Origin of the sequence: Streptomyces sp. NBC_01485 (genome assembly GCF_036227125.1) — a bacterium.
Classification (GTDB): domain Bacteria; phylum Actinomycetota; class Actinomycetes; order Streptomycetales; family Streptomycetaceae; genus Streptomyces.
The window spans coordinates 1,543,779-1,565,934 of the sequence record NZ_CP109435.1 but is presented as its reverse complement, the minus strand read 5'-3'; the positions used below and the strand labels follow the sequence as shown (position 1 = coordinate 1,565,934).

Sequence of the window (22,156 nt, the reverse complement as noted above, 5' to 3'; positions counted from 1 at the left end):
CAACATGAGCAAGATCCTGATCCGTGGTGCGAAGGTGCTCGGCGGTGAGCCGCAGGACGTCCTGATCGACGGCGGGACGATCGCCGAGGTCGGCGTCGGTCTCGGCGCGGACGGCGCGGAGGTCGTCGAGGCCGGCGGCAAGGTGCTGCTGCCGGGGCTGGTCGACCTGCACACCCATCTGCGCGAGCCCGGCCGCGAGGACTCCGAGACGGTCCTCACCGGTACGCGCGCGGCGGCCTCGGGCGGATTCACGGCCGTCTTCGCCATGGCCAACACCTTCCCCGTGGCCGACACCGCCGGTGTGGTCGAGCAGGTCTACCGGCTCGGCCGGGACCACGGCTACTGCGACGTGCAGCCGATCGGCGCGGTCACGGTCGGCCTGGAGGGCAGGAAGCTCGCCGAGCTGGGCGCCATGCACGAGTCGGCCGCCGGGGTCACCGTCTTCTCCGACGACGGCAGGTGCGTCGACGACGCCGTGATCATGCGCCGCGCGCTGGAGTACGTGAAGGCCTTCGGCGGGGTCGTCGCCCAGCACGCGCAGGAGCCGCGGCTGACCGAGGGCGCCCAGATGAACGAGGGCGTCGTCTCCGCCGAGCTGGGGCTCGGGGGCTGGCCCGCGGTGGCCGAAGAATCGATCATCGCCCGGGATGTCCTGCTCGCCGAGCACGTCGGCTCCCGGGTGCACATCTGCCACCTCTCCACCGCCGGGTCGGTCGAGATCGTCCGCTGGGCCAAGTCCCGCGGCATCGACGTCACCGCCGAGGTCACCCCGCACCACCTCCTCCTCACGGACGAGCTGGTGCGCAGCTACAACCCCGTCTACAAGGTCAACCCGCCGCTGCGCACCGAGCGCGACGTGCTCGCCCTGCGCGAGGCGCTCGCCGACGGCACGATCGACATCGTCGCCACCGACCACGCCCCGCACCCGCACGAGGACAAGGACTGCGAGTGGGCCGCGGCCGCCATGGGCATGGTCGGCCTGGAGACCGCGTTGTCAGTGGTCCAGGAGACGATGGTGGAGACGGGCCTGCTGGACTGGGCCGGGGTCGCCGAGCGCATGTCCTTCAAGCCCGCCCAGATCGGCCGGGCCACGGGGCACGGGCGTCCCGTCTCGGCTGGTGAGCCCGCCAACCTCACGCTCGTCGACACGGCATACCGTGGGTCCGTGGACCCCGCGGGCTTCGCCTCGCGCAGCCGGAACACCCCGTACGAGGGGCGTGAGCTGCCGGGCCGTGTCACCCACACCTGGCTCCGGGGCAAGGCCACGCTCGTCGACGGGAAGCTCACGTGACATCTGCTGCACTTCTGCTCGCGGCCGAGAAGGAATCGGCCGCGGTGACCGACTGGGCCGCGCGCATCGGCTGGGTGGTCGGCCTCGGCCTGTTCATCGCGCTCGTCTACTGGCTGATGCGCGAGGGCTGGAAGTGGCGCGGCACGCTCCAGGGCGACCTGCCCGAGCTGCCCGGCGCGCCGGAAGAGCCCGGCGAGGCGAGACTGACGATGAGCGGCCGCTACCACGGCTCCACCACCGCCGGGCAGTGGCTCGACCGCATCGTGGCGCACGGTCTGGGCACCCGCAGCCGGGTCGAGCTCACCCTGACGGACGCGGGAGTGGACGTCGTACGCCCCGGTGCGACCGACTTCTTCATCCCCGCCGGCGCGCTGCGCGAGGCGCTGCTCGGCAAGGGCATCGCCGGCAAGGTCCTCACCGAGGGCGGACTGCTGGTGGTGACCTGGGCGCACGGCGACAAGCTGATCGACTCCGGCTTCCGCTCGGACACGGCGGCCGAGCACACCGCGTGGGTCGACGCCATCAACTCCATGATCAAGAACAGCACCATCAAGAACAACACGACGGAAGGCGCACGATGACGACCTCCACCAGGGGAGCCGACAAGACTCCCGCCGTACTCGTCCTGGAGGACGGCCGGATCTTCCGGGGCCGTGCCTTCGGGGCCGTGGGGGAGACCTTCGGCGAAGCGGTGTTCTCCACCGGCATGACCGGCTACCAGGAGACCCTGACCGACCCGTCGTACGACCGCCAGATCGTCGTCGCGACCGCCCCGCAGATCGGCAACACCGGCTGGAACGACGAGGACGACGAGTCCAGCCGCATCTGGGTCTCCGGCTACGTCGTGCGCGACCCCGCGCGCGTGCCGTCCAACTGGCGCTCCAAGCGGTCGCTGGACGACGAGCTGGTCGCGCAGAGCGTCGTCGGGATCTGCGGTATCGACACCCGCGCGCTCACCCGCCACCTGCGCGAGCGCGGCTCGATGCGCGCCGGCGTCTTCTCCGGCGAGGCGCTCGCCGCCGACCCCGAGCTCCTCGCGCGCGTGCAGGCCCAGCCGCACATGAAGGGCGCGAGCCTGTACGAGGAGGTCGCCACCAAGGAGGCCTACGTCGTCCCGGCGGTCGGCGAGAAGAAGTTCACCGTCGCCGCCGTCGACCTCGGCATCAAGGGCATGACCCCGCACCGCATGGCCGAGCGCGGCATCGAGGTGCACGTGCTCCCCGCGACCGCCACGGAAGAGGACGTCTACGCCGTCTCCCCCGACGGAGTCTTCTTCTCCAACGGACCCGGCGACCCGGCCACGGCCGACGGCCCCGTCGCCCTGATGACCGCCGTCCTCGCGCGCAGGACCCCGCTGTTCGGCATCTGCTTCGGCAACCAGATCCTCGGCCGCGCCCTCGGCTTCGGCACCTACAAGCTGAAGTACGGCCACCGGGGCATCAACCAGCCCGTCCAGGACCGTACGACCGGCAAGGTCGAGGTCACCGCGCACAACCACGGCTTCGCCGTGGACGCGCCGCTCGACAAGGTCAGCGACACCCCGTTCGGCCGCGCCGAGGTCTCCCACGTCTGCCTCAACGACGACGTCGTGGAGGGGCTGCGGCTGCTCGACCAGCCGGCCTTCTCCGTCCAGTACCACCCCGAAGCGGCAGCGGGCCCGCACGACGCCGCCTACCTGTTCGACCGCTTCGTATCCCTGATGGAGGGCCAGCGTGCCTAAGCGCACCGATATCCAGTCCGTCCTGGTCATCGGCTCCGGCCCGATCGTCATCGGCCAGGCCGCCGAGTTCGACTACTCCGGCACCCAGGCGTGCCGCATCCTGCGGGCCGAGGGCCTCAGGGTGATCCTGGTCAACTCCAACCCGGCGACGATCATGACCGACCCGGAGATCGCCGACGCCACCTACGTCGAGCCGATCACCCCCGAGTTCGTCGAGAAGATCATCGCCAAGGAGCGGCCCGACACCCTGCTGCCCACCCTGGGCGGTCAGACGGCCCTCAACACGGCTATCGCGCTCGCCGAGAACGGCGTCCTGGAGAAGTACGGCGTCGAGCTGATCGGCGCCAACGTGGAGGCCATCAACAAAGGCGAGGACCGCGAACTGTTCAAGGGCGTCGTGGAAGCCGTCCGCGAGAAGATCGGCCACGGCGAGTCCGCCCGCTCGGTCATCTGCCACACCATGGACGAGGTGCTCGCCGGCGTCGACACGCTCGGCGGCGGCTACCCGGTCGTCGTCCGCCCCTCCTTCACCATGGGAGGCGCCGGCTCCGGCTTCGCCCACGACGAGGAGGAGCTGCGCCGCATCGCCGGCCAGGGCCTGACGCTCTCCCCGACCACCGAGGTCCTCCTGGAGGAGTCCATCCTCGGCTGGAAGGAGTACGAGCTGGAGCTGATGCGCGACAAGCACGACAACGTCGTGGTCGTCTGCTCCATCGAGAACTTCGACCCCATGGGCGTGCACACCGGCGACTCGATCACCGTCGCGCCCGCGATGACGCTGACCGACCGCGAGTACCAGACCCTGCGTGACATCGGCATCGCCGTGATCCGCGAGGTCGGCGTCGACACCGGCGGCTGCAACATCCAGTTCGCGGTGAACCCCGAGGACGGCCGGGTCATCGTCATCGAGATGAACCCGCGCGTGTCGCGTTCCTCGGCGCTGGCCTCCAAGGCGACCGGCTTCCCGATCGCCAAGATCGCGGCCAAGCTCGCCGTCGGCTACACCCTCGACGAGATCCCGAACGACATCACGAAGGAGACCCCGGCCTCCTTCGAGCCGACGCTCGACTACGTGGTCGTGAAGGCCCCGCGCTTCGCGTTCGAGAAGTTCCCGAGCGCCGACTCGACCCTCACCACCACCATGAAGTCGGTCGGCGAGGCCATGGCCATCGGCCGCAACTTCACCGAGGCCCTCCAGAAGGCGCTGCGCTCGCTGGAGAAGAAGGGCAGCCAGTTCACGTTCGTCGGCGAGCCCGGCTCCGCCGGAAACAAGGACGAGCTGCTGCGCGAGGCGGTCCGGCCCACCGACGGCCGGATCAACACCGTCATGCAGGCCATCCGCGCGGGCGCCACGCCGGAGGAGGTCTTCGAGTTCACGAAGATCGACCCCTGGTTCGTCGACCAGCTCTTCCTCATCAAGGAGACCGCCGACGACCTGGCCGCCGCCGACCGGCTGGACGTCGGCCTGCTCGCCGAGGCCAAGCGGCACGGCTTCTCCGACCAGCAGATCGCCGAGATCCGCGGCCTGCGCGAGGACGTCGTCCGCGAGGTCCGGCACGCGCTGGGCATCCGCCCGGTCTACAAGACCGTCGACACCTGCGCCGCCGAGTTCGCCGCGAAGACGCCGTACTTCTACTCGTCCTACGACGAGGAGAGCGAGGTCGCCCCGCGCGAGAAGCCGGCCGTCATCATCCTGGGGTCCGGCCCGAACCGCATCGGCCAGGGCATCGAGTTCGACTACTCCTGCGTCCACGCCTCCTTCGCGCTGTCCGACGCCGGGTACGAGACCGTGATGGTCAACTGCAACCCGGAGACCGTCTCCACGGACTACGACACCTCCGACCGCCTGTACTTCGAGCCGCTGACCCTCGAAGACGTGCTGGAGATCGTCCACGCGGAGGCGCAGGCCGGGCCGATCGCCGGTGTGATCGTCCAGCTCGGCGGCCAGACCCCGCTGGGCCTGGCGCAGGCGCTGAAGGACAACGGGGTGCCGATCGTCGGCACGCCCCCGGAGGCCATCCACGCGGCCGAGGACCGGGGCGCGTTCGGGCGCGTGCTCGCCGAGGCCGGCCTCCCGGCCCCGAAGCACGGCACGGCCACCACCTTCGCCGAGGCCAAGGCCATCGCGGACGAAATCGGCTACCCGGTCCTCGTCCGGCCGTCGTACGTCCTCGGCGGGCGCGGCATGGAGATCGTCTACGACGAGACCCGGCTGTCGTCCTACATCGCCGAGTCGACCGAGATCAGCCCCACCCGGCCGGTCCTCGTCGACCGCTTCCTCGACGACGCCATCGAGATCGACGTCGACGCGCTCTACGACGGCGAGGAGCTGTACCTCGGCGGTGTCATGGAGCACATCGAGGAGGCCGGCATCCACTCCGGCGACTCGGCGTGCGCCCTGCCCCCGATCACCCTCGGCGGCTTCGACATCAAGCGCCTGCGGGCCTCCACGGAGGCCATCGCGCGCGGGGTCGGCGTCCGCGGGCTGATCAACATCCAGTTCGCGATGGCCGGCGACATCCTCTACGTGCTGGAGGCCAACCCGCGCGCGTCCCGCACGGTCCCCTTCACCTCGAAGGCGACCGCGGTGCCGCTGGCGAAGGCCGCCGCCCGCATCTCGCTGGGCGCGAGCATCGCAGAACTGCGCGCCGAGGGGCTGCTCCCGGCCACCGGCGACGGCGGCGAACTGCCGCTGGACGCGCCGATCTCCGTCAAGGAGGCCGTGATGCCGTGGAGCCGCTTCCGCGACACCTCCGGGCGCGGCGTCGACACCGTCCTCGGCCCGGAGATGCGCTCCACCGGCGAGGTCATGGGCATCGACTCCGTCTTCGGCACGGCGTACGCCAAGTCGCAGGCGGGCGCGTACGGCCCGCTGCCCACCAAGGGCCGCGCGTTCATCTCGGTCGCCAACCGCGACAAGCGCTCGATGATCTTCCCGGCGCGCGAGCTGGTCGCCCACGGCTTCGAGCTGCTCGCCACCTCCGGCACGGCCGAGGTCCTGCGCCGCAACGGCCTCAACGCCACGGTCGTGCGCAAGCAGTCCGAGGGCACCGGCCCGAACGGCGAGAAGACCATCGTCCAGCTCATCCACGACGGCGAGGTCGACCTCATCGTCAACACCCCGTACGGCACCGGCGGCCGCCTCGACGGCTACGAGATCCGTACGGCGGCCGTGGCGCGGTCCGTGCCGTGCCTGACGACGGTCCAGGCGCTCGCCGCCGCCGTCCAGGGCATCGACGCCCTCAACCACGGGGACGTGGGCGTCCGCTCACTCCAGGAACACGCGCAGCAACTGACCGCGGCCCGCGACTAGCAGCCCTGAGGGGGACACCGGAAACGGTGTCCCCCTCTTCGTGAGGGAACCATGTACAAGATCTTCTTCAACCTCGTCTTCAAACGGATGGACCCGGAGCAGGCCCACCACCTGGCCTTCCGCTGGATCCGCCTGGCCGCCCGCGTCCCCGTGCTGCGCACGTTCGTCGCCGCCGCCCTCGCGCCCCGCTACGCGGAACTGCGCACCGAGGCCCTCGGGCTGCGCATGCACGGCCCGTTCGGGCTGGCCGCGGGCTTCGACAAGAACGCCGTCGCGATCGACGGCATGTCGATGCTGGGCTTCGACCACGTCGAGATCGGCACGGTCACCGGGGAGCCGCAGCCCGGCAACCCCCAGAAGCGGCTGTTCCGGCTCGTGAAGGACCGGGCGCTCATCAACCGCATGGGGTTCAACAACGAGGGCTCGCTCGCCGTGGCGGCCCGGCTCGCGTCCCGTGAGCCGGTCTTCCGGCCCGTGGTGGGCGTCAACATCGGCAAGACCAAGGTCGTACCGGAGGAGGAGGCCGTCGGCGACTACGTGAAGTCGACCGAGCGGCTCGCGCCGTACGCCGACTACCTGGTCGTGAACGTGTCCTCGCCGAACACGCCGGGGCTGCGCAACCTGCAGGCCACCGAGGCGCTGCGCCCGCTGCTGACCGCCGTCCGGGAGGCCGCCGACCGTACGGTGACCTCGCGCCGCGTCCCGCTGCTGGTGAAGATCGCCCCGGACCTGGCCGACGACGACGTCGACGCGGTCGCCGACCTGGCCGTCGAACTCGGCCTGGACGGGATCATCGCCACGAACACCACCATCGCGCGTGAGGGACTCGGTCTGAAATCCGAACCCTCTGTCGTGAAGGAGACCGGCGGCCTGTCCGGGGCGCCCGTCAAGGCCCGCTCCCTGGAGGTGCTGCGCCGGCTCTACGCGCGCGTGGGCGACCGTGTCACCCTCGTGGGCGTCGGCGGCGTCGAGAACGCCGAGGACGCCTGGCAGCGCATCCTGGCCGGAGCCACGCTGGTACAGGGCTACAGCGCCTTCGTCTACGAAGGGCCCTTCTGGGGCCGCGCGATCCACAAGGGCCTTGCCGCCCGCCTGCGGACGAGCCCCTACGCCACCCTCGCCGACGCGGTCGGCGCCGACGTGAGGAGGACGGCATGACCCTGGAGCCCTTCGGCGCGCGGCTGCGGCGCGCCATGGACGAGCGCGGCCCGCTGTGCGTCGGCATCGACCCGCACGCCTCCCTGCTCGCCGAGTGGGGGCTCAGCGACGACGTCGCCGGTCTGGAGCGGTTCAGCCGCACGGTCGTCGAGGCGACGGCCGACCGGGTCGCCCTGCTGAAGCCGCAGAGCGCCTTCTTCGAGCGGTTCGGCTCGCGCGGGGTCGCCGTCCTGGAGAAGTCGGTCCAGGAGGCGCGGGCGGCCGGCGCCCTGGTCGTGATGGACGCCAAGCGCGGCGACATCGGCTCGACCATGGCCGCCTACGCCGAGTCCTTCCTGCACAAGGACGCCCCGCTGTTCTCCGACGCGCTCACGGTCTCGCCGTACCTCGGCTACGGATCCCTGTCGCCGGCGGTGGCGCTGGCCCGTGAGAGCGGCGCCGGGCTGTTCGTGCTGGCGCTGACCTCCAACCCGGAGGGCGGCGAGGTCCAGCACGCGGTGCGGGCCGACGGGCGCACCGTGGGCGCGACGATGCTGGCGCACCTGGCCGCCGAGAACGCGGGGGAGGAGCCGCTGGGCTCCTTCGGCGCGGTCGTCGGCGCCACCCTGGGCGACCTCTCGACGTACGACCTCGACATCAACGGCCCGCTCCTCGCGCCCGGCGTCGGCGCCCAGGGGGCGACCCCGGCCGACCTTCCCCGGGTCTTCGGCCCCGCGGTGCGCAACGTCGTGCCGAACGTCAGTCGGGGTGTGTTGCGTCACGGTCCCGGCATCGTCGCTCTGCGTGACGCAGTTGACCGGTTCGCGCAAGCGGTCCGCGACGCGGTGGCCTCCGTCTGAGGGGCTGCGGCCGCCCGACCGGGGGCTCGGTCGGGCGGCCGTTGGTCGACTTGAGTCTGGATACATCCTCAAATCCGGGGCACTATGAGTTAAATGTCCGGCCTGACGGAGGCTGACCAGGACTTTTCCTCTGTTCTCGCTGACTCCGGCGGAGTTGGCCGCTAGTCTCCGACGGAGAGTGAACGGGCAGCGTGTTGCTCGTAGCTCACCGCGTGTGGGGCGACTAGGTTCCTCACCGGTCCGTATCCGACAGTTCGACATCCGAGGTGACGTAGGCGTGGCTCTTCCGCCCCTTACCCCCGAACAGCGCTCAGCCGCGCTCGAAAAGGCCGCCGCGGCTCGCCGGGAGCGGGCCGAGGTCAAGAATCGACTCAAGCACTCCGGCGCCTCCCTTCACGAGGTCATCAAGCAGGGTCAGGAAAACGACGTCATCGGCAAGATGAAGGTCTCCGCCCTCCTGGAGTCGCTTCCGGGCGTGGGCAAGGTCCGCGCCAAGCAGCTCATGGAGCGACTCGGCATCTCCGAGAGCCGCCGCGTGCGCGGCCTCGGTTCCAACCAGATCGCTTCCCTGGAGCGGGAGTTCGGCAGCACCGGCTCCTGATTCCCGGGTCCTGCGGGAAGGGAGTCCCGGGTACTCCGGGATTGCTGGAATAATCGCTGCATGGCTGCAACATTCCGGGGGACGACCCCCGAGCCCCCGGACGTACGTCCGCGGCTGACCGTGCTCTCCGGCCCCTCTGGGGTCGGTAAGAGCACGGTCGTCGCCCATATGCGCAAGGAACACCCCGAGGTCTGGCTCTCGGTGTCGGCGACGACCCGCAGGCCCCGCCCCGGCGAGAGGCACGGAGTCCACTACTTCTTCGTCACCGACGAGGAGATGGACAAGCTGATCGCCAACGGCGAGCTGCTGGAGTGGGCCGAGTTCGCCGGGAACCGTTACGGCACCCCCCGCGCGGCGGTGCTGGAGCGCCTGGAGTCGGGCGAGCCGGTCCTCCTGGAGATCGACCTCCAGGGCGCCCGGCAGGTCCGCGAGTCCATGGCCGAGGCCCGGCTGGTGTTCCTGGCCCCTCCCTCCTGGGAGGAACTGGTGCGCAGACTCACCGGCCGGGGCACCGAGCCGCCCGAGGTCATCGAGCGCCGGCTGGACGCCGCGAAGATCGAACTCGCGGCCGAGCCGGAGTTCGACGTGACCCTGGTCAACACCTCCGTCGAGGACGTGGCGCGTGAGCTGCTAGCCTTGGTCGATGTTGTGTGATCACGCGTCCTCCCAGCCCTCCGGGTGCCTGGAGGGTTCTGTGATCACGACCCGTCTTTTCCCATCCATCGGAAGGTAGAGCGTGTCCTCTTCCATCTCCGCGCCCGAGGGCATCATCAACCCGCCGATCGACGAGCTCCTCGAGGCCACCGACTCGAAGTACAGCCTCGTGATCTACGCGGCCAAGCGGGCCCGCCAGATCAACGCGTACTACTCGCAGCTCGGCGAGGGCCTCCTCGAGTACGTCGGTCCGCTGGTGGACACCCACGTCCACGAGAAGCCGCTCTCGATCGCCCTCCGCGAGATCAACGCCGGACTGCTGACGTCCGAGGCCGTCGAGGGTCCCGCGCAGTAGTATTTTCGGTTCGCAGTTGGTTTTTCCACAGGCCCGGCAGCACGACTGCCGGGCCTGTGGTGTCTGATGGACTCGTGCGCCGGGAGCCGCGGCGTACATGGTGCCGAGGTCCGGGGAGAGCCGGTGGACAAGCCGAGGGTCGTACTGGGTGTCAGTGGGGGCATCGCCGCCTACAAGGCCTGCGAACTGCTGCGCAGACTGACGGAGTCGGGGCATGACGTCCGCGTAGTCCCCACCGCCGCCGCGCTGCACTTCGTCGGCGCCGCCACCTGGTCCGCCCTCTCCGGCCACCCCGTCTCCACGGAGGTCTGGGACGGCGTCCACGAGGTCCCGCACGTCCGCATCGGCCAGCACGCCGACCTGGTGGTCGTCGCCCCGGCCACGGCGGACATGCTCGCCAAGGCCGCCCACGGCCTCGCCGACGACCTCCTCACCAACACCCTCCTCACCGCCCGCTGTCCGGTCGTCTTCGCCCCCGCGATGCACACGGAGATGTGGGAGCACCCGGCCACCCGGGAGAACGTGGCGACGCTGCGCCGCCGGGGCGCCCTCGTGATCGAACCGGCCGTCGGCCGCCTCACCGGCGTCGACACCGGCAAGGGGCGACTGCCCGACCCGGCCGAGATCTTCGAGGTCTGCCGCCGCGTCCTGGCCAGGGGGGTGCGCGAACCCGACCTCGTCGGCCGGCACGTCGTGGTCAGCGCCGGCGGCACCCGCGAGCCCCTCGACCCCGTCCGCTTCCTCGGCAACCGCTCCTCCGGCAAACAGGGCTACGCGCTCGCCCGCACCGCCGCCGCCCGCGGCGCCCGCGTCACGCTGATCGCCGCGAACACCGGCCTGCCCGACCCCGCCGGGGTCGACGTCGTCCAGGTCGGCACGGCCGTACAACTGCGCGAGGCGGTCCTGAAGGCGGCCCCGGACGCCGACGCGGTCGTCATGGCCGCCGCGGTCGCCGACTTCCGGCCACAGACGTACATGACCGGAAAGATCAAGAAGAAGGACGGCCGGGAACCGGACCCCATCGTCCTCGTACGGAATCCGGACATCCTCGCGGAGCTCTCCGCCGACCGGGCGCGCCCCAACCAGGTGGTTGTCGGCTTCGCCGCCGAGACCGACGACGTCCTCGCCAACGGCCGGACGAAGCTACGGCGCAAGGGGTGCGACCTGCTGGTGGTGAACGAGGTGGGGGAGCGCAGAACGTTCGGCTCCGAGGAGAACGAGGCCGTCGTGCTGGGCGCCGACGGCAGTGAAACCCCTGTGGCACACGGCCCCAAGGAGGCCTTGGCCGAAATCGTGTGGGACCTGGTGACACGGCGACTGGCCTGACTGTTTGATGCGCTGCGCCCTGGTCGGCCGCCCCGCCCGATTCGGGCGCGGCGCCCCTGGCCAAGGGTGCCGGGCATTCGGCAGAATGCCCGTGCCGCAGGTCACAGCACTCCCGAGAGGCGAGACGGGTGGGCCGGTGGTGGGGCATGACCGATAAACTGTTCTCGGACGACGCCGGGCGCAGCTCCCGTCGCGTCCGCCAATGATCAGCCAGCAGCCGCTGCAACCCCAGGGAGCGTTGTGTCCCGTCGCCTGTTCACTTCGGAGTCTGTGACCGAAGGTCACCCCGACAAGATCGCTGACCAGATCAGCGACACCATTCTCGACGCCCTGCTGCGTGAGGACCCGACCTCCCGGGTCGCGGTCGAGACCCTGATCACGACCGGTCTGGTCCACGTGGCCGGTGAGGTCACGACCAAGGCCTACGCGCCGATCCCCCAGCTCGTGCGCGACAAGATCCTCGAGATCGGCTACGACTCCTCCAAGAAGGGCTTCGACGGCGCCTCCTGCGGCGTGTCGGTGTCCATCGGCGCGCAGTCCCCCGACATCGCCCAGGGTGTGGACACGGCGTACGAGTCCCGCGTCGAGGGTGACGAGGACGAGCTGGACAAGCAGGGCGCGGGCGACCAGGGCCTGATGTTCGGCTACGCCTCCGACGAGACGCCCACCCTGATGCCGCTGCCGATCTTCCTGGCGCACCGCCTGTCGAAGCGCCTGTCGGACGTCCGCAAGAACGGGACCATCCCCTACCTGCGCCCCGACGGCAAGACCCAGGTCACCATCGAGTACGACGGCGACAAGGCCGTCCGCCTCGACACGGTCGTCATCTCCTCGCAGCACGCGAGCGACATCGACCTGGACTCCCTGCTGACCCCCGACATCCGCGAGTTCGTCGTCGAGGTGGAGCTGAAGGCCCTGCTGGACGAGGGCATCAAGCTGGACACCGAGAACTACCGCCTGCTGGTGAACCCGACCGGCCGCTTCGAGATCGGCGGCCCGATGGGCGACGCCGGCCTCACCGGTCGCAAGATCATCATCGACACGTACGGCGGCATGGCCCGGCACGGCGGCGGCGCGTTCTCGGGCAAGGACCCGTCCAAGGTCGACCGCTCGGCCGCCTACGCGATGCGCTGGGTGGCGAAGAACGTGGTGGCGGCGGGTCTGGCGGCCCGCTGCGAGGTCCAGGTCGCCTACGCGATCGGCAAGGCCGAGCCGGTGGGCCTCTTCGTCGAGACCTTCGGTACCGCCAAGGTCGACGCCGAGAAGATCGAGAAGGCCATCGACGACGTCTTCGACCTCCGCCCGGCCGCGATCATCCGCGACCTCGACCTGCTGCGCCCGATCTACGCCCAGACCGCCGCGTACGGCCACTTCGGCCGCGAGCTCCCCGACTTCACGTGGGAGCGCACGGACCGCGTGGACGCGCTGCGGAAGGCCGCGGGGCTGTAAACCAGGATTCCGCGTGTGACGTCGGCTCCCGGGACCTGATGGTCCCGGGAGCCGACGTCGTCGTGGGCGGGTGAGGCTGCGTGCAGGTACGTGAACCCCGGGTCGGGTGGCTGCGGCGCGGGCGTTGTCAGTGGTGTTTGGTAAGAATGCAGGCGTGAGCAGCGAGAACGGGCAGGGGGGCGGTGGTGCGGCCGGGGAGGGCGCGCCGCCGGAGCAGCTCGCGCTGATCCGGGAGAGCGTGCGGCAGGCCAAGGCGCCGCGGGCCAAGCCCCGGACGTGGCGGGGGGCCGCGCTGGCCGAGGAGTTGCCGGTCGCGCGGGTGCTCGTCGACAAGGGCGTGCTGCATCTGGACCGGTACTTCGACTACGCGGTGCCGGCCGAGCTGGACGCGGACGCGCAGCCGGGGGTGCGGGTGCGCGTGCGGTTCGGGGCCGGGCGGGGGCGGGTCCGGGAAGGACGGCGCGAGGGTGGCGGGCTCATCGACGGCTTCCTCGTCGAGCGGCTCGCCGCGTCGGACTACTCCGGGCCGCTCGCGGCGCTCGCCCAGGTGGTGTCGCCCGAGCCGGTGCTGAGCCAGGAGCTGCTGGGTCTCGCGCGGGCTGTCGCCGACCGGTACGCGGGGAGCCTCGCCGATGTGCTGCAGCTCGCCGTGCCGCCGCGCAACGCGCGTGCCGAGCAGCGGCCCTCTCCCGCGCCGCTGCCGCCGCCGGGAGCGCCGGAGGCCGGATCCTGGGGGCGGTACGAGCGCGGGGGCGGGTTCCTCGAGTCGCTGGCGTCCGGGGGCGCGCCGCGGGCGGTGTGGAACGCGCTGCCCGGGCCCGAGTGGAGCGGCGAGCTGGCGCGGGCCGTCGCCGCGACGCTCGCCTCGGGGCGCGGGGCGCTGGTCGTCGTACCGGACGGGCGGGCCGCCGCGCGGGTCGACGCCGCGCTGACGGCGTTGCTGGGGGAGGGGCGGCATGCGCTGCTCACCGCGGACGCCGGCCCCGAGAAGCGGTATCGGGAGTGGCTCGCCGTGCGACGCGGGTCCGTGCGGGCGGTCGTCGGGACGCGTGCCGCGATGTTCGCGCCGGTTCAGGATCTCGGGCTGGTCGCGCTCTGGGACGACGGGGACGACAGCCACAGCGAGCAGCACGCGCCGCAGCCCCATGCGCGGGAGGTGCTGCTGCTGCGGGCCGCGCAGGACAAGTGCGGCTTCCTGATGGGGGGTTGGAGCTGCACCGTGGAGGGCGCCCAACTCGTCGAGAGCGGGTGGGCGCGGCCACTGGTCGCCGCGCGGGAGCAGGTGCGGCGGGCCGCTCCGCTGGTGCGGACCGTGGGCGACCAGGATCTCGCGCGGGACGAGGCCGCCCGCGCCGCCCGGCTGCCCACCCTCGCCTGGCAGGCGGTCCGGGAAGGGCTGCGGCACGGGCCGGTGCTCGTGCAGGTGCCCCGCCGGGGGTACGTGCCGCGGATGGCGTGTGCGCAGTGCCGCGCCGCCGCCCGGTGCCGGCACTGCTCCGGGCCGTTGGAGGCGCGGGACGGGGGAACGGGGGGCGCGGGGAGCGTGCTGTGGTGCGGGTGGTGCGGGCGTGAGGAGGGTGCCTGGCACTGTCCGGAGTGCGGTTCGTTCCGGTTGCGGGCCCAGGTCGTGGGGGCGCGGCGGACCGCCGAGGAGCTGGGGCGGGCGTTTCCTGCGGTTCCGGTGCGGACTTCGGGGCGTGAACAGGTGCTGGACACCGTGCCGGGGGCGCCCGCGCTCGTCGTGTCCACGCCCGGGGCCGAGCCGGTCGCCGAAGGCGGGTACGCGGCCGCGCTGCTGCTGGACGGCTGGGCCATGCTCGGACGGCCCGACCTGCGGGCCGGGGAGGACGCGCTGCGCCGCTGGATCGCGGCCGCCGCCCTCGTACGGCCGCAGGGGGACGGCGGGACCGTCGTCGTCGTCGCCGAGCCGACCCTGCGGCCCGTGCAGGCGCTGGTGCGGTGGGATCCCGTGGGGCACGCGGTGCGGGAGCTCGCCGAGCGGGCCGAGCTGGGGTTTCCGCCCGTGTCGCGGATGGCGGCGGTGTCGGGGCCGGCGGAGGCGGTGGCCGCGTTCCTGGGAGCCCTCGAACTGCCTGGGGAGGCGCAGGTGTTGGGGCCGGTTCCGGTTGAGGTGTCGGCCGGCCCTGCGGGGCGGCCTCGGCGGGCGGGGGCGCCGCCACCCGGGGAGCGGTGGGAGCGGGCGTTGATCCGGGTGCCGCCGGGGCGGGGCGCTGCGCTGGCTGCCGCGTTGAAGGCGGCGCAGGCGGCTCGGATGGCTCGGGCGGGGCGGGGTGGAGAGGAGGTTGTGTGGGTGCGGATCGATCCGCCGGATATCGGGTGAGGTCGGGTGAGGGGGGTGTGTTGTGTGGTGCTGGGTATGCGGCTGCCCTCTCGGGGCGGGCCGAGAGGGCAGGGTGGGCGGTGCTTGGTGGGGTGGTGCTCGGTGGTCGTGGTGGTGGGGGCGTCAGCCGTTGCGTGGGCCGGGGAAGGCGGTCGGCCTTGCCTCGTCGCGGAGGGCCGGGTCGCGGAGGGCCGGGCTGCCGGCCGTCGGCTGGGTCGGCATCGAGCGAGCGGCGGGGACCGTGGGAACCGTCGGGAGGCCCGCGGTCACGCCGACCGTGTGGGCAGCGGTCGGTTCCGTCGGCCGCTCGGCCTCGGTGGTCGTCGTCGCCTGGGTCGTGGCGCGGCGGGCGCCGTAGCGGCGGTGGACGGCCTGCTTGGTGACCCCGAGTGCGGAGCCCACCGCGTCCCACGAGAAGCCGAGCGAACGGTCGAAGTCCACCGCTGCGGTGACCAGGGTCTCGACGCTGTCCCGCAGTTCCTGGGCCAGGCGGACCGTGGGGGCGGGGGCGCGTCCGTAGACGACGAAGCCCGTGGAGGGGCCGGAGCGGCGGGGGCGGTAGACGTTGCCCAACTGGGCGGTGAGGGTGCGCAGTGCGTCCACCTGCCGGCGGACGCGCTCGATGTCCCGCACCAGCAAGTGCAGGCTGGCCCGGGCCTGGGCGTCGTGGGTTGCATGGTCGGCCATGAACAAGCCTCTCGAACCGGCGTTGAAGTAGGTGTGGTCAACTCTTTCTTGACCAACGCGGGTTCGCTCCGCTGGTCACGGTGTGGGGGCGTATGGGCATATGCGTACGCCCCCTGGGTGGGGTGCGCGGCTCGGCCTTCGGCCCTCGCCGGTCTTGTCTCCCACCCGCGCACCGCCGGTTTCCAGTTGGACGGAGAAGTGCGGGTTTCCTGTGGGGGTTCCCGCCGTCGGCGGGTGCGCGGCTGCGCGGGCTTCGGCGGTGTCCCCGTCCTAGCGGCGTCTCCGGCCCTGGCCTTGTGCGGGATCTTCCTCGGCCCCTGCGGCGTTGACCTTCCCGCCCCATCCCTTGATCTTCGCAGGGCATCCCGGCCTTCAGGCCGGGCGGGAATGCGATCCTCGGCCCGGGGGCGCGAAGCGCCGGAGCTCTCTGCCTGCCTGGTGACGGTCAGGATGGCCGCTTCTGGTTGTCGATGTAGTCCTTCACCATGTTCAGTGGTGCGCCGCCACAGGATCCCGCGAAGTACGACGGGGACCAGAAGACGGACCCTGTGCCGATCCGGTTGATCCGGCTGGTGTACTCCGCTCGCAGGTAGCGGGAGCTGACGCCTTTGAGGCTGTTGACGAGTTTGGACAGGGCGACCTTCGGCGGGTAGTGCACGAGCAGGTGGACGTGATCGCCTTCGCCGTTGAACTCCCGCAGCTCGGCCTCGAAGGACTGGCACACGTCCCGCATGATCTCCTCGCAGCGCGTCAGCATGTCGTCGTTGAAGACCTCCCGCCGGTACTTAGTGACAAACACCAAGTGCGCGTGGAGGTTGAAAATTACATGGTTTCCTCGTCTGATGTCGGGATCTGGTTCCCAGCGTGGTGACATGCGCCAAGTGTAGTAGGATCGAGCGAACCCGACCGGAGGGGGTGGGCTGGATGATCCGTGCGTACAAGTTCCTCCTGCGTCCCACTGTCCGTCAGGCGCAGGCGCTGGCCGAGATGCTGCGCGATCACTGCTCCCTCTACAACGGGGCCTTGCAGGAGCGGCGTGACGCCTGGCGGCACCCGTCGAAGACCAGCGTCAGGTACGGCGGCCAGTCGGCCCAGCTCAAGGACATCCGGGCGTTCGACCCGGAGCGTCAGGGCCGCTGGTCGTTCAGTTCGCAGCAGGCCACCCTGCGCCGCCTGGACAAGGCGTTCGCCGCGTTCTTCCGCCGGGTCAGGTCCGCTGACACGCCCGGCTATCCGCGCTTTCGCGGGGTGAACTGGTTCGACACGGTGGACTTCCCCAAGGACGGCGACGGCTGCCGCTGGGACTCCACCCCGCACGATCCCGTCACCCGCGTCCGCCTCCAGGGCGTGGGGCATGTGAAGGTCAACCAGCACCGCCCGGTGGCCGGCCGGGTCAAGACCGTCTCGGTCAAGCGTGAGGGCGCCAAGTGGTTCGTCGTGCTGACCGCCGGGCAGGACCGGCCCGAGCCGCTGCCCGCGACCGGCAGCATGATCGGCATCGACCTGGGCATCACAAACTTCCTCGCCGACTCGAACGGCGACTTCGTCCCCAATCCGAGACACGGGCGCAAGGCAGCCGCGAGGCTCGAAGCCGCACAGCGGGCACTGTCCCGCTTCCCGCGCCGCAAGGCCAAGGACCGCACCGCCAACCACCGGCGCGCGGTGGAGAAGGTCGCCGAACTGCACGGCAAGGTACGGCGTCAGCGTCTCGACCACGCGCACAAGACCGCCTTCGGCCTGGTGCACGCGCACGATGTCATCGCGCACGAAGACCTCCAGATCCGCAACATGAGCAAGGCCCCCGCACCGAAGCCCGACCCCGGCCAGGCAGGCTTGTTCCTGCCCAACGGGGCCGCGGCGAAGGCAGGACTGAACCGTTCGATCAACGATGCCGGTTGGGGGGTGTTCCTGACGATCCTGCACGCCAAGGCTGAAAGCGCCGGACGGGAAGTGATCGCCGTGGACCCCCGCAACACCTCCCGCACCTGCCCCGAATGCGGGCACACCGCCAAGGAGAACCGGCCCACACAGGAAAAATTCCACTGCGTCGCCTGCGGCCACCACGCGCACGCCGACACCGTGGCAGCCACCAACGTTCTACGGGCCGGGCTGGTCCGTCGCAACGCCAACCCGGCGTAACGAGAAGCCCCCGGCTTCAGCCGGGGGAGGAGTCACAAACTTCTGTGTTGCCCCGACCCCGCCCACCCCCACCCCGCCCCGGGCCCCCCGCCCGCCCGTCATTCGACCTGTCCGAGAGGCCCCGCCCACTCATGAAGCTCGTCTTCGCCGGTACCCCCGAGGTCGCCGTTCCCGCTCTGGACGCCCTGATCGCCTCGGGGCGGCACGAGGTGGCCGCTGTCGTCACGCGGCCCGACGCACCGGCCGGGCGGGGGCGGCGGCTGGTCGCCTCTCCTGTCGCCCAGCGGGCGGAGGAGGCGGGCATCGAGGTGCTGAGGCCCGTCAAGCCCCGGGATCCGGAGTTCCTGGAGCGGCTGAAGGAGATCGCGCCCGACTGCTGTCCCGTCGTGGCCTATGGGGCGCTGCTGCCCAAGGTGGCGCTGGACATTCCGGCCCACGGCTGGGTCAACCTGCACTTCTCGCTGCTGCCCGCCTGGCGGGGCGCCGCGCCCGTGCAGCACTCGATCATGGCGGGGGACGAGATCACCGGCGCCTCCGCCTTCCTCATCGAGGTGGGTCTCGACTCGGGGCCGGTCTACGGGACGGTCACCGAGGAGATCCGGTCCACCGACACCAGCGGCGACCTGCTCACCCGGCTCGCCTTCGCCGGCTCCGGGCTGCTCGCCGCGACCATGGACGGGATCGAGGACGGCACCCTGAAGGCCGTACCGCAGCCGGGCGAGGGGATCACCCTCGCGCCCAAGATCACCGTCGAGGACGCCCAGGTCGACTGGGCCACGCCGGCGCTGCGCGTCGACCGCGTGGTGCGCGGCTGCACCCCGGCCCCCGGCGCCTGGACCGTCTTCCGGGGCGAGCGGCTCAAGCTCATCCAGGTCCACCCGGCTCCCGAGCGGACCGATCTCGCCCCCGGCGCGCTGTCCGTCGGCAAGAACAGCGTGCACGTCGGCACCGGCTCGTACGCGGTCGAGCTGGTGTGGGTGCAGGCACAGGGCAAGAAGCCGATGCGGGCCGCCGACTGGGCGCGGGGCGTCCGGATCGGGGAGGACGAGACCGTCGGGGCGTGACGGTCGGGGCGTAACGCTCCTGCACGAGCCCCCGCCGACCGGAACCCACCCGCCGTCCCCGTCGACGTACGCTGGACGTGACTTCGAGATCCCTGCCTTCCAGGCCTCTCCTCTGTCTTTACCTCCAGTCCCTTCAGTCCTCATCCTGTAATCCGGAGCACCTTTTCGTGAGTGATCAGCCCCAGCGTTCCCCGAAGCCGGGCAAGCCCTACCGTCGGCCCCAGAAGGATCCTGTCCGTCTCCTCGCGTTCGAGGTGTTGCGGGCTGTGGACGAGCGGGACGCCTACGCCAACCTCGTGTTGCCGCCGTTGCTGCGCAAGGCGCGGGAGAAGGAGGGGCCCGCGAAGTTCGACGCGCGGGACGCGGCTCTTGCCACCGAGCTGGTCTACGGGACGCTGCGTCGGCAGGGGACGTACGACGCCGTCATCTCGGCCTGTGTCGACCGGCCGCTGCGCGAGGTCGATCCGCCGGTCCTCGATGTGCTGAGCCTCGGGGTGCATCAGTTGCTCGGGACGCGCATTCCGACCCACGCCGCCGTGTCCGCCTCCGTCGAGCTCGCCCGGGTCGTGCTCGGCGACGGGCGGGCCAAGTTCGTCAACGCGGTGCTGCGCAAGGTCGCTCAGCATGAACTCGACGAGTGGATCGAGAAGGTCGCCCCGCCCTACGACGACGACCCCGAGGACCACCTCGCCGTCGTGTACTCGCATCCCCGTTGGGTCGTCTCCGCGCTGTGGGACTCCCTCGGCGGCGGGCGGGCCGGCATCGAGGAGCTGTTGGAGGCCGACAACGAGCGGCCCGAGGTGACGCTCGTCGCCCGGCCCGGGCGGGCCACCACCGACGAGCTGCTCCGGGAGGAGGCAGCGGTCGCCGGGCGCTGGTCGCCGTACGCCGTGCGGCTCACCGAGGGCGGTGAGCCCGGCGCCATCGACGCCGTACGGGACGGTCGGGCGGGCGTGCAGGACGAGGGCAGTCAGCTCGTGGCGCTCGCGCTGGCCAACGCGCCGCTCGACGGGCCCGACACGAAGTGGCTCGACGGATGCGCCGGGCCCGGTGGCAAGGCCGCGCTGCTCGCCGCCCTCGCCGCCGAGCGGGGGGCCATGCTGCTGGCGTCCGAGAAGCAGCCGCACCGGGCGGGCCTCGTCGCCAAGACCCTGGCCGGCAACCCCGGGCCCTACCAGGTCATCGCCGCCGACGGGACCCGGCCGCCGTGGCGGGACGGCACCTTCGACCGGGTGCTGATGGACGTACCGTGCACGGGCCTCGGCGCCCTGCGGCGGCGGCCCGAGGCGCGCTGGCGGCGCCGGCCGGAGGACCTCGACGGGTTCGCCCCGCTCCAGCGCGGGCTGCTGCGGAGCGCGCTGGAGTCCGTCCGGGTCGGGGGCGTCGTCGGGTACGCCACCTGCTCGCCGCACCTCGCCGAGACCCGGGCCGTGGTCGCCGACCTGCTCAAGCAGTTCCCGGCCGCCGAACTGATCGACGCCCGGCCCCTGCTGCCCGGCGTACCGGCGCTCGGCGACGGGCCCGACGTCCAGCTGTGGCCGCATGTGCACGGGACCGACGCCATGTACCTGGCGTTGATCAGGAAGACCGGCTGACACCCCTGTAGCCCGGATGCAGCGCGAAAGCCCGAAAAAGCCGCCCGACGCCGTTTTCTGACGGCGTCGGGCGGCCTTTCTCGCGGTGGGGTGGGTCCCCCTCGGGGGATCAGTCCGTGCCGAACTCCATCGCGGCGCGGTCCAGCAGCTCGTCGGCGTCGGAGACCTCGCCGCGGGAGGCGATGGCCTCGGCGCCGCCCTCCGGCATCTCCGGCATGGTGCCGATGAGGCCGGTCGCGGCGGCCTGGGAGGCGCCGATGACGGGGCTGCCGGTGCCGATCAGGCCGAGGCCGACGTACTGCTCCAGCTTGGCGCGGGAGTCGGCGATGTCGAGGTTGCGCATGGTGAGCTGGCCGATCCGGTCCACCGGGCCGAACGCGGAGTCCTCGGTGCGCTCCATGGACAGCTTGTCCGGGTGGTAGCTGAACGCCGGGCCCGTGGTGTCGAGGAGCGAGTAGTCCTCGCCGCGCCGCAGCCGCAGGGTGACCGAGCCGGTGACGGCCGCGCCGACCCAGCGCTGCAGCGACTCCCGGATCATCAGCGCCTGCGGGTCCAGCCAGCGGCCCTCGTACATGAGGCGGCCCAGGCGCCGTCCCTCATTGTGGTACTGGGCGACGGTGTCCTCGTTGTGGATCGCGTTGACGAGGCGCTCGTAGGCCGCGTGCAGCAGGGCCATGCCGGGCGCCTCGTAGATGCCGCGGCTCTTCGCCTCGATGATCCGGTTCTCGATCTGGTCGGACATGCCCAGGCCGTGCCGGCCGCCGATGGCGTTGGCCTCCATCACCAGGTCGACGGGGCAGGCGAACTCCTTGCCGTTGACCGTCACCGGGCGGCCCTGGTCGAAGCCGATCGTGACGTCCTCGGCGGCGATCTCGACCGACGGGTCCCAGAACCGCACGCCCATGATGGGCTCGACGGTCTCGACGCCGGTGTCCAGGTGCTCCAGGGTCTTCGCCTCGTGGGTGGCGCCCCAGATGTTGGCGTCGGTGGAGTACGCCTTCTCCGTCGAGTCCCGGTAGGGCAGCTTGTGGGCGAGCAGCCACTCCGACATTTCCTTGCGGCCGCCGAGCTCGGTCACGAAGTCCGCGTCCAGCCAGGGCTTGTAGATCCGCAGGTGCGGGTTGGCGAGCAGACCGTAGCGGTAGAACCGCTCGATGTCGTTGCCCTTGAAGGTGGAGCCGTCGCCCCAGATCTGGACGTCGTCCTCGAGCATCGCCCGCACGAGGAGCGTGCCGGTGACGGCACGGCCGAGCGGCGTGGTGTTGAAGTAGGCGCGCCCGCCCGAGCGGATGTGGAACGCCCCGCAGGTGAGCGCGGCCAAGCCCTCCTCGACCAGCGCGGCACGGCAGTCGACCAGACGCGCGATCTCGGCGCCGTAGGCCTTGGCGCGGCCGGGCACCGACGCGATGTCGGGCTCGTCGTACTGGCCGATGTCGGCGGTGTAGGTGCACGGGACGGCGCCCTTGTCGCGCATCCACGCGACCGCGACCGAGGTGTCGAGCCCGCCGGAGAAGGCGATGCCGACGCGCTCGCCGGAGGGAAGGGAGGTGAGGACCTTGGACATGGGAAGATTATGCATGAACTCGCATGGTCATGCAAAGGGCTCTTCGGAAACCGCGATATC

At 71.4% G+C, this 22,156-nt stretch carries 18 protein-coding genes; 15 read left to right on the top strand and 3 right to left on the bottom strand.

Annotated features, from left to right (window positions below; translation table 11 throughout):
* Positions 1 to 4: 4 nt before the first annotated feature.
* The 12 genes from OG352_RS07275 to OG352_RS07220 all read left to right on the top strand — a co-directional run bounded on the left by OG352_RS07275 (position 5) and on the right by OG352_RS07220 (position 15,047).
* Positions 5 to 1,291, top strand: coding sequence for a dihydroorotase (locus OG352_RS07275; RefSeq protein ID WP_329215554.1), 1,287 nt, complete (start codon positions 5 to 7; stop codon positions 1,289 to 1,291).
* A complete protein-coding gene (locus tag OG352_RS07270) occupies positions 1,288 to 1,872 on the top strand; it encodes a PH-like domain-containing protein (protein ID WP_329215552.1) in 585 nt (194 codons plus the stop codon). The genes OG352_RS07275 and OG352_RS07270 overlap by 4 nt, the downstream gene beginning before the upstream one ends.
* Positions 1,869 to 3,011, top strand: a complete 1,143-nt coding sequence (gene carA / locus OG352_RS07265; RefSeq protein WP_329215550.1) for a glutamine-hydrolyzing carbamoyl-phosphate synthase small subunit — start codon at positions 1,869 to 1,871, stop codon at positions 3,009 to 3,011. The genes OG352_RS07270 and carA overlap by 4 nt, the downstream gene beginning before the upstream one ends.
* Positions 3,004 to 6,324: a carbamoyl-phosphate synthase large subunit gene (carB, locus tag OG352_RS07260; protein WP_329215548.1), complete on the top strand. Its 3,321-nt coding sequence runs from the start codon at positions 3,004 to 3,006 to the stop codon at positions 6,322 to 6,324. The genes carA and carB overlap by 8 nt, the downstream gene beginning before the upstream one ends.
* Positions 6,325 to 6,375: 51 nt before the next feature.
* The gene (locus OG352_RS07255; protein ID WP_329215546.1) at positions 6,376 to 7,482 is read left to right on the top strand and encodes a quinone-dependent dihydroorotate dehydrogenase; all 1,107 of its coding nucleotides are present in this window, start codon (positions 6,376 to 6,378) and stop codon (positions 7,480 to 7,482) included.
* Positions 7,479 to 8,321: an orotidine-5'-phosphate decarboxylase gene (gene pyrF, locus OG352_RS07250; RefSeq protein ID WP_329215544.1), complete on the top strand. Its 843-nt coding sequence runs from the start codon at positions 7,479 to 7,481 to the stop codon at positions 8,319 to 8,321. The genes OG352_RS07255 and pyrF overlap by 4 nt, the downstream gene beginning before the upstream one ends.
* 277 nt (positions 8,322 to 8,598) lie before the next feature.
* On the top strand, positions 8,599 to 8,922 hold the full coding sequence (locus OG352_RS07245; protein ID WP_329215542.1) for an integration host factor: 324 nt from the start codon (positions 8,599 to 8,601) through the stop codon (positions 8,920 to 8,922).
* A 60-nt stretch (positions 8,923 to 8,982) separates the two neighbouring features.
* Entirely contained in the window at positions 8,983 to 9,576 is a 594-nt protein-coding gene (gene gmk, locus OG352_RS07240) for a guanylate kinase (protein ID WP_329215541.1), read from the top strand.
* Between the two features lie 82 nt (positions 9,577 to 9,658).
* Complete coding sequence (gene rpoZ / locus OG352_RS07235; protein ID WP_003988945.1) at positions 9,659 to 9,931, top strand: DNA-directed RNA polymerase subunit omega; 273 nt, start codon at positions 9,659 to 9,661, stop codon at positions 9,929 to 9,931.
* A 123-nt stretch (positions 9,932 to 10,054) separates the two neighbouring features.
* Positions 10,055 to 11,257: a bifunctional phosphopantothenoylcysteine decarboxylase/phosphopantothenate--cysteine ligase CoaBC gene (coaBC, locus tag OG352_RS07230; protein WP_329215539.1), complete on the top strand. Its 1,203-nt coding sequence runs from the start codon at positions 10,055 to 10,057 to the stop codon at positions 11,255 to 11,257.
* A gap of 240 nt (positions 11,258 to 11,497) precedes the next feature.
* The gene (metK, locus tag OG352_RS07225) at positions 11,498 to 12,706 is read left to right on the top strand and encodes a methionine adenosyltransferase (protein ID WP_329215537.1); all 1,209 of its coding nucleotides are present in this window, start codon (positions 11,498 to 11,500) and stop codon (positions 12,704 to 12,706) included.
* Between the two features lie 154 nt (positions 12,707 to 12,860).
* Positions 12,861 to 15,047, top strand: a complete 2,187-nt coding sequence (locus tag OG352_RS07220) for a primosomal protein N' (protein WP_329215535.1) — start codon at positions 12,861 to 12,863, stop codon at positions 15,045 to 15,047.
* Positions 15,048 to 15,170: 123 nt separating this feature from the next.
* Here the strand turns inward: OG352_RS07220 and OG352_RS07215 are convergent, their stop codons facing one another.
* Positions 15,171 to 15,734 (bottom strand): hypothetical protein, encoded by a 564-nt coding sequence (locus OG352_RS07215; RefSeq protein WP_329215533.1) that lies wholly within the window; start codon positions 15,732 to 15,734, stop codon positions 15,171 to 15,173.
* A gap of 445 nt (positions 15,735 to 16,179) precedes the next feature.
* Positions 16,180 to 16,608 (bottom strand): IS200/IS605 family transposase, encoded by a 429-nt coding sequence (gene tnpA, locus OG352_RS07210; protein ID WP_329215531.1) that lies wholly within the window; start codon positions 16,606 to 16,608, stop codon positions 16,180 to 16,182.
* A 50-nt stretch (positions 16,609 to 16,658) separates the two neighbouring features.
* On the opposite strand from tnpA, the gene OG352_RS07205 reads away from it, so the two are divergent.
* The 3 genes from OG352_RS07205 to OG352_RS07195 all read left to right on the top strand — a co-directional run bounded on the left by OG352_RS07205 (position 16,659) and on the right by OG352_RS07195 (position 20,532).
* Positions 16,659 to 17,873: an RNA-guided endonuclease InsQ/TnpB family protein gene (locus OG352_RS07205; RefSeq protein WP_329215529.1), complete on the top strand. Its 1,215-nt coding sequence runs from the start codon at positions 16,659 to 16,661 to the stop codon at positions 17,871 to 17,873.
* Between the two features lie 131 nt (positions 17,874 to 18,004).
* Positions 18,005 to 18,937 carry a methionyl-tRNA formyltransferase gene (gene fmt / locus OG352_RS07200; protein ID WP_329215527.1) on the top strand — a complete coding sequence of 311 codons (933 nt, stop codon included), beginning with the start codon at positions 18,005 to 18,007 and terminating at the stop codon, positions 18,935 to 18,937.
* Positions 18,938 to 19,104: 167 nt separating this feature from the next.
* Positions 19,105 to 20,532, top strand: a complete 1,428-nt coding sequence (locus OG352_RS07195) for an RsmB/NOP family class I SAM-dependent RNA methyltransferase (RefSeq protein ID WP_329215525.1) — start codon at positions 19,105 to 19,107, stop codon at positions 20,530 to 20,532.
* Between the two features lie 109 nt (positions 20,533 to 20,641).
* On the opposite strand, the gene argG is transcribed toward OG352_RS07195, so the two are convergent.
* On the bottom strand, positions 20,642 to 22,096 hold the full coding sequence (argG, locus tag OG352_RS07190; protein ID WP_329215522.1) for an argininosuccinate synthase: 1,455 nt from the start codon (positions 22,094 to 22,096) through the stop codon (positions 20,642 to 20,644).
* Positions 22,097 to 22,156 lie beyond the last annotated feature (60 nt).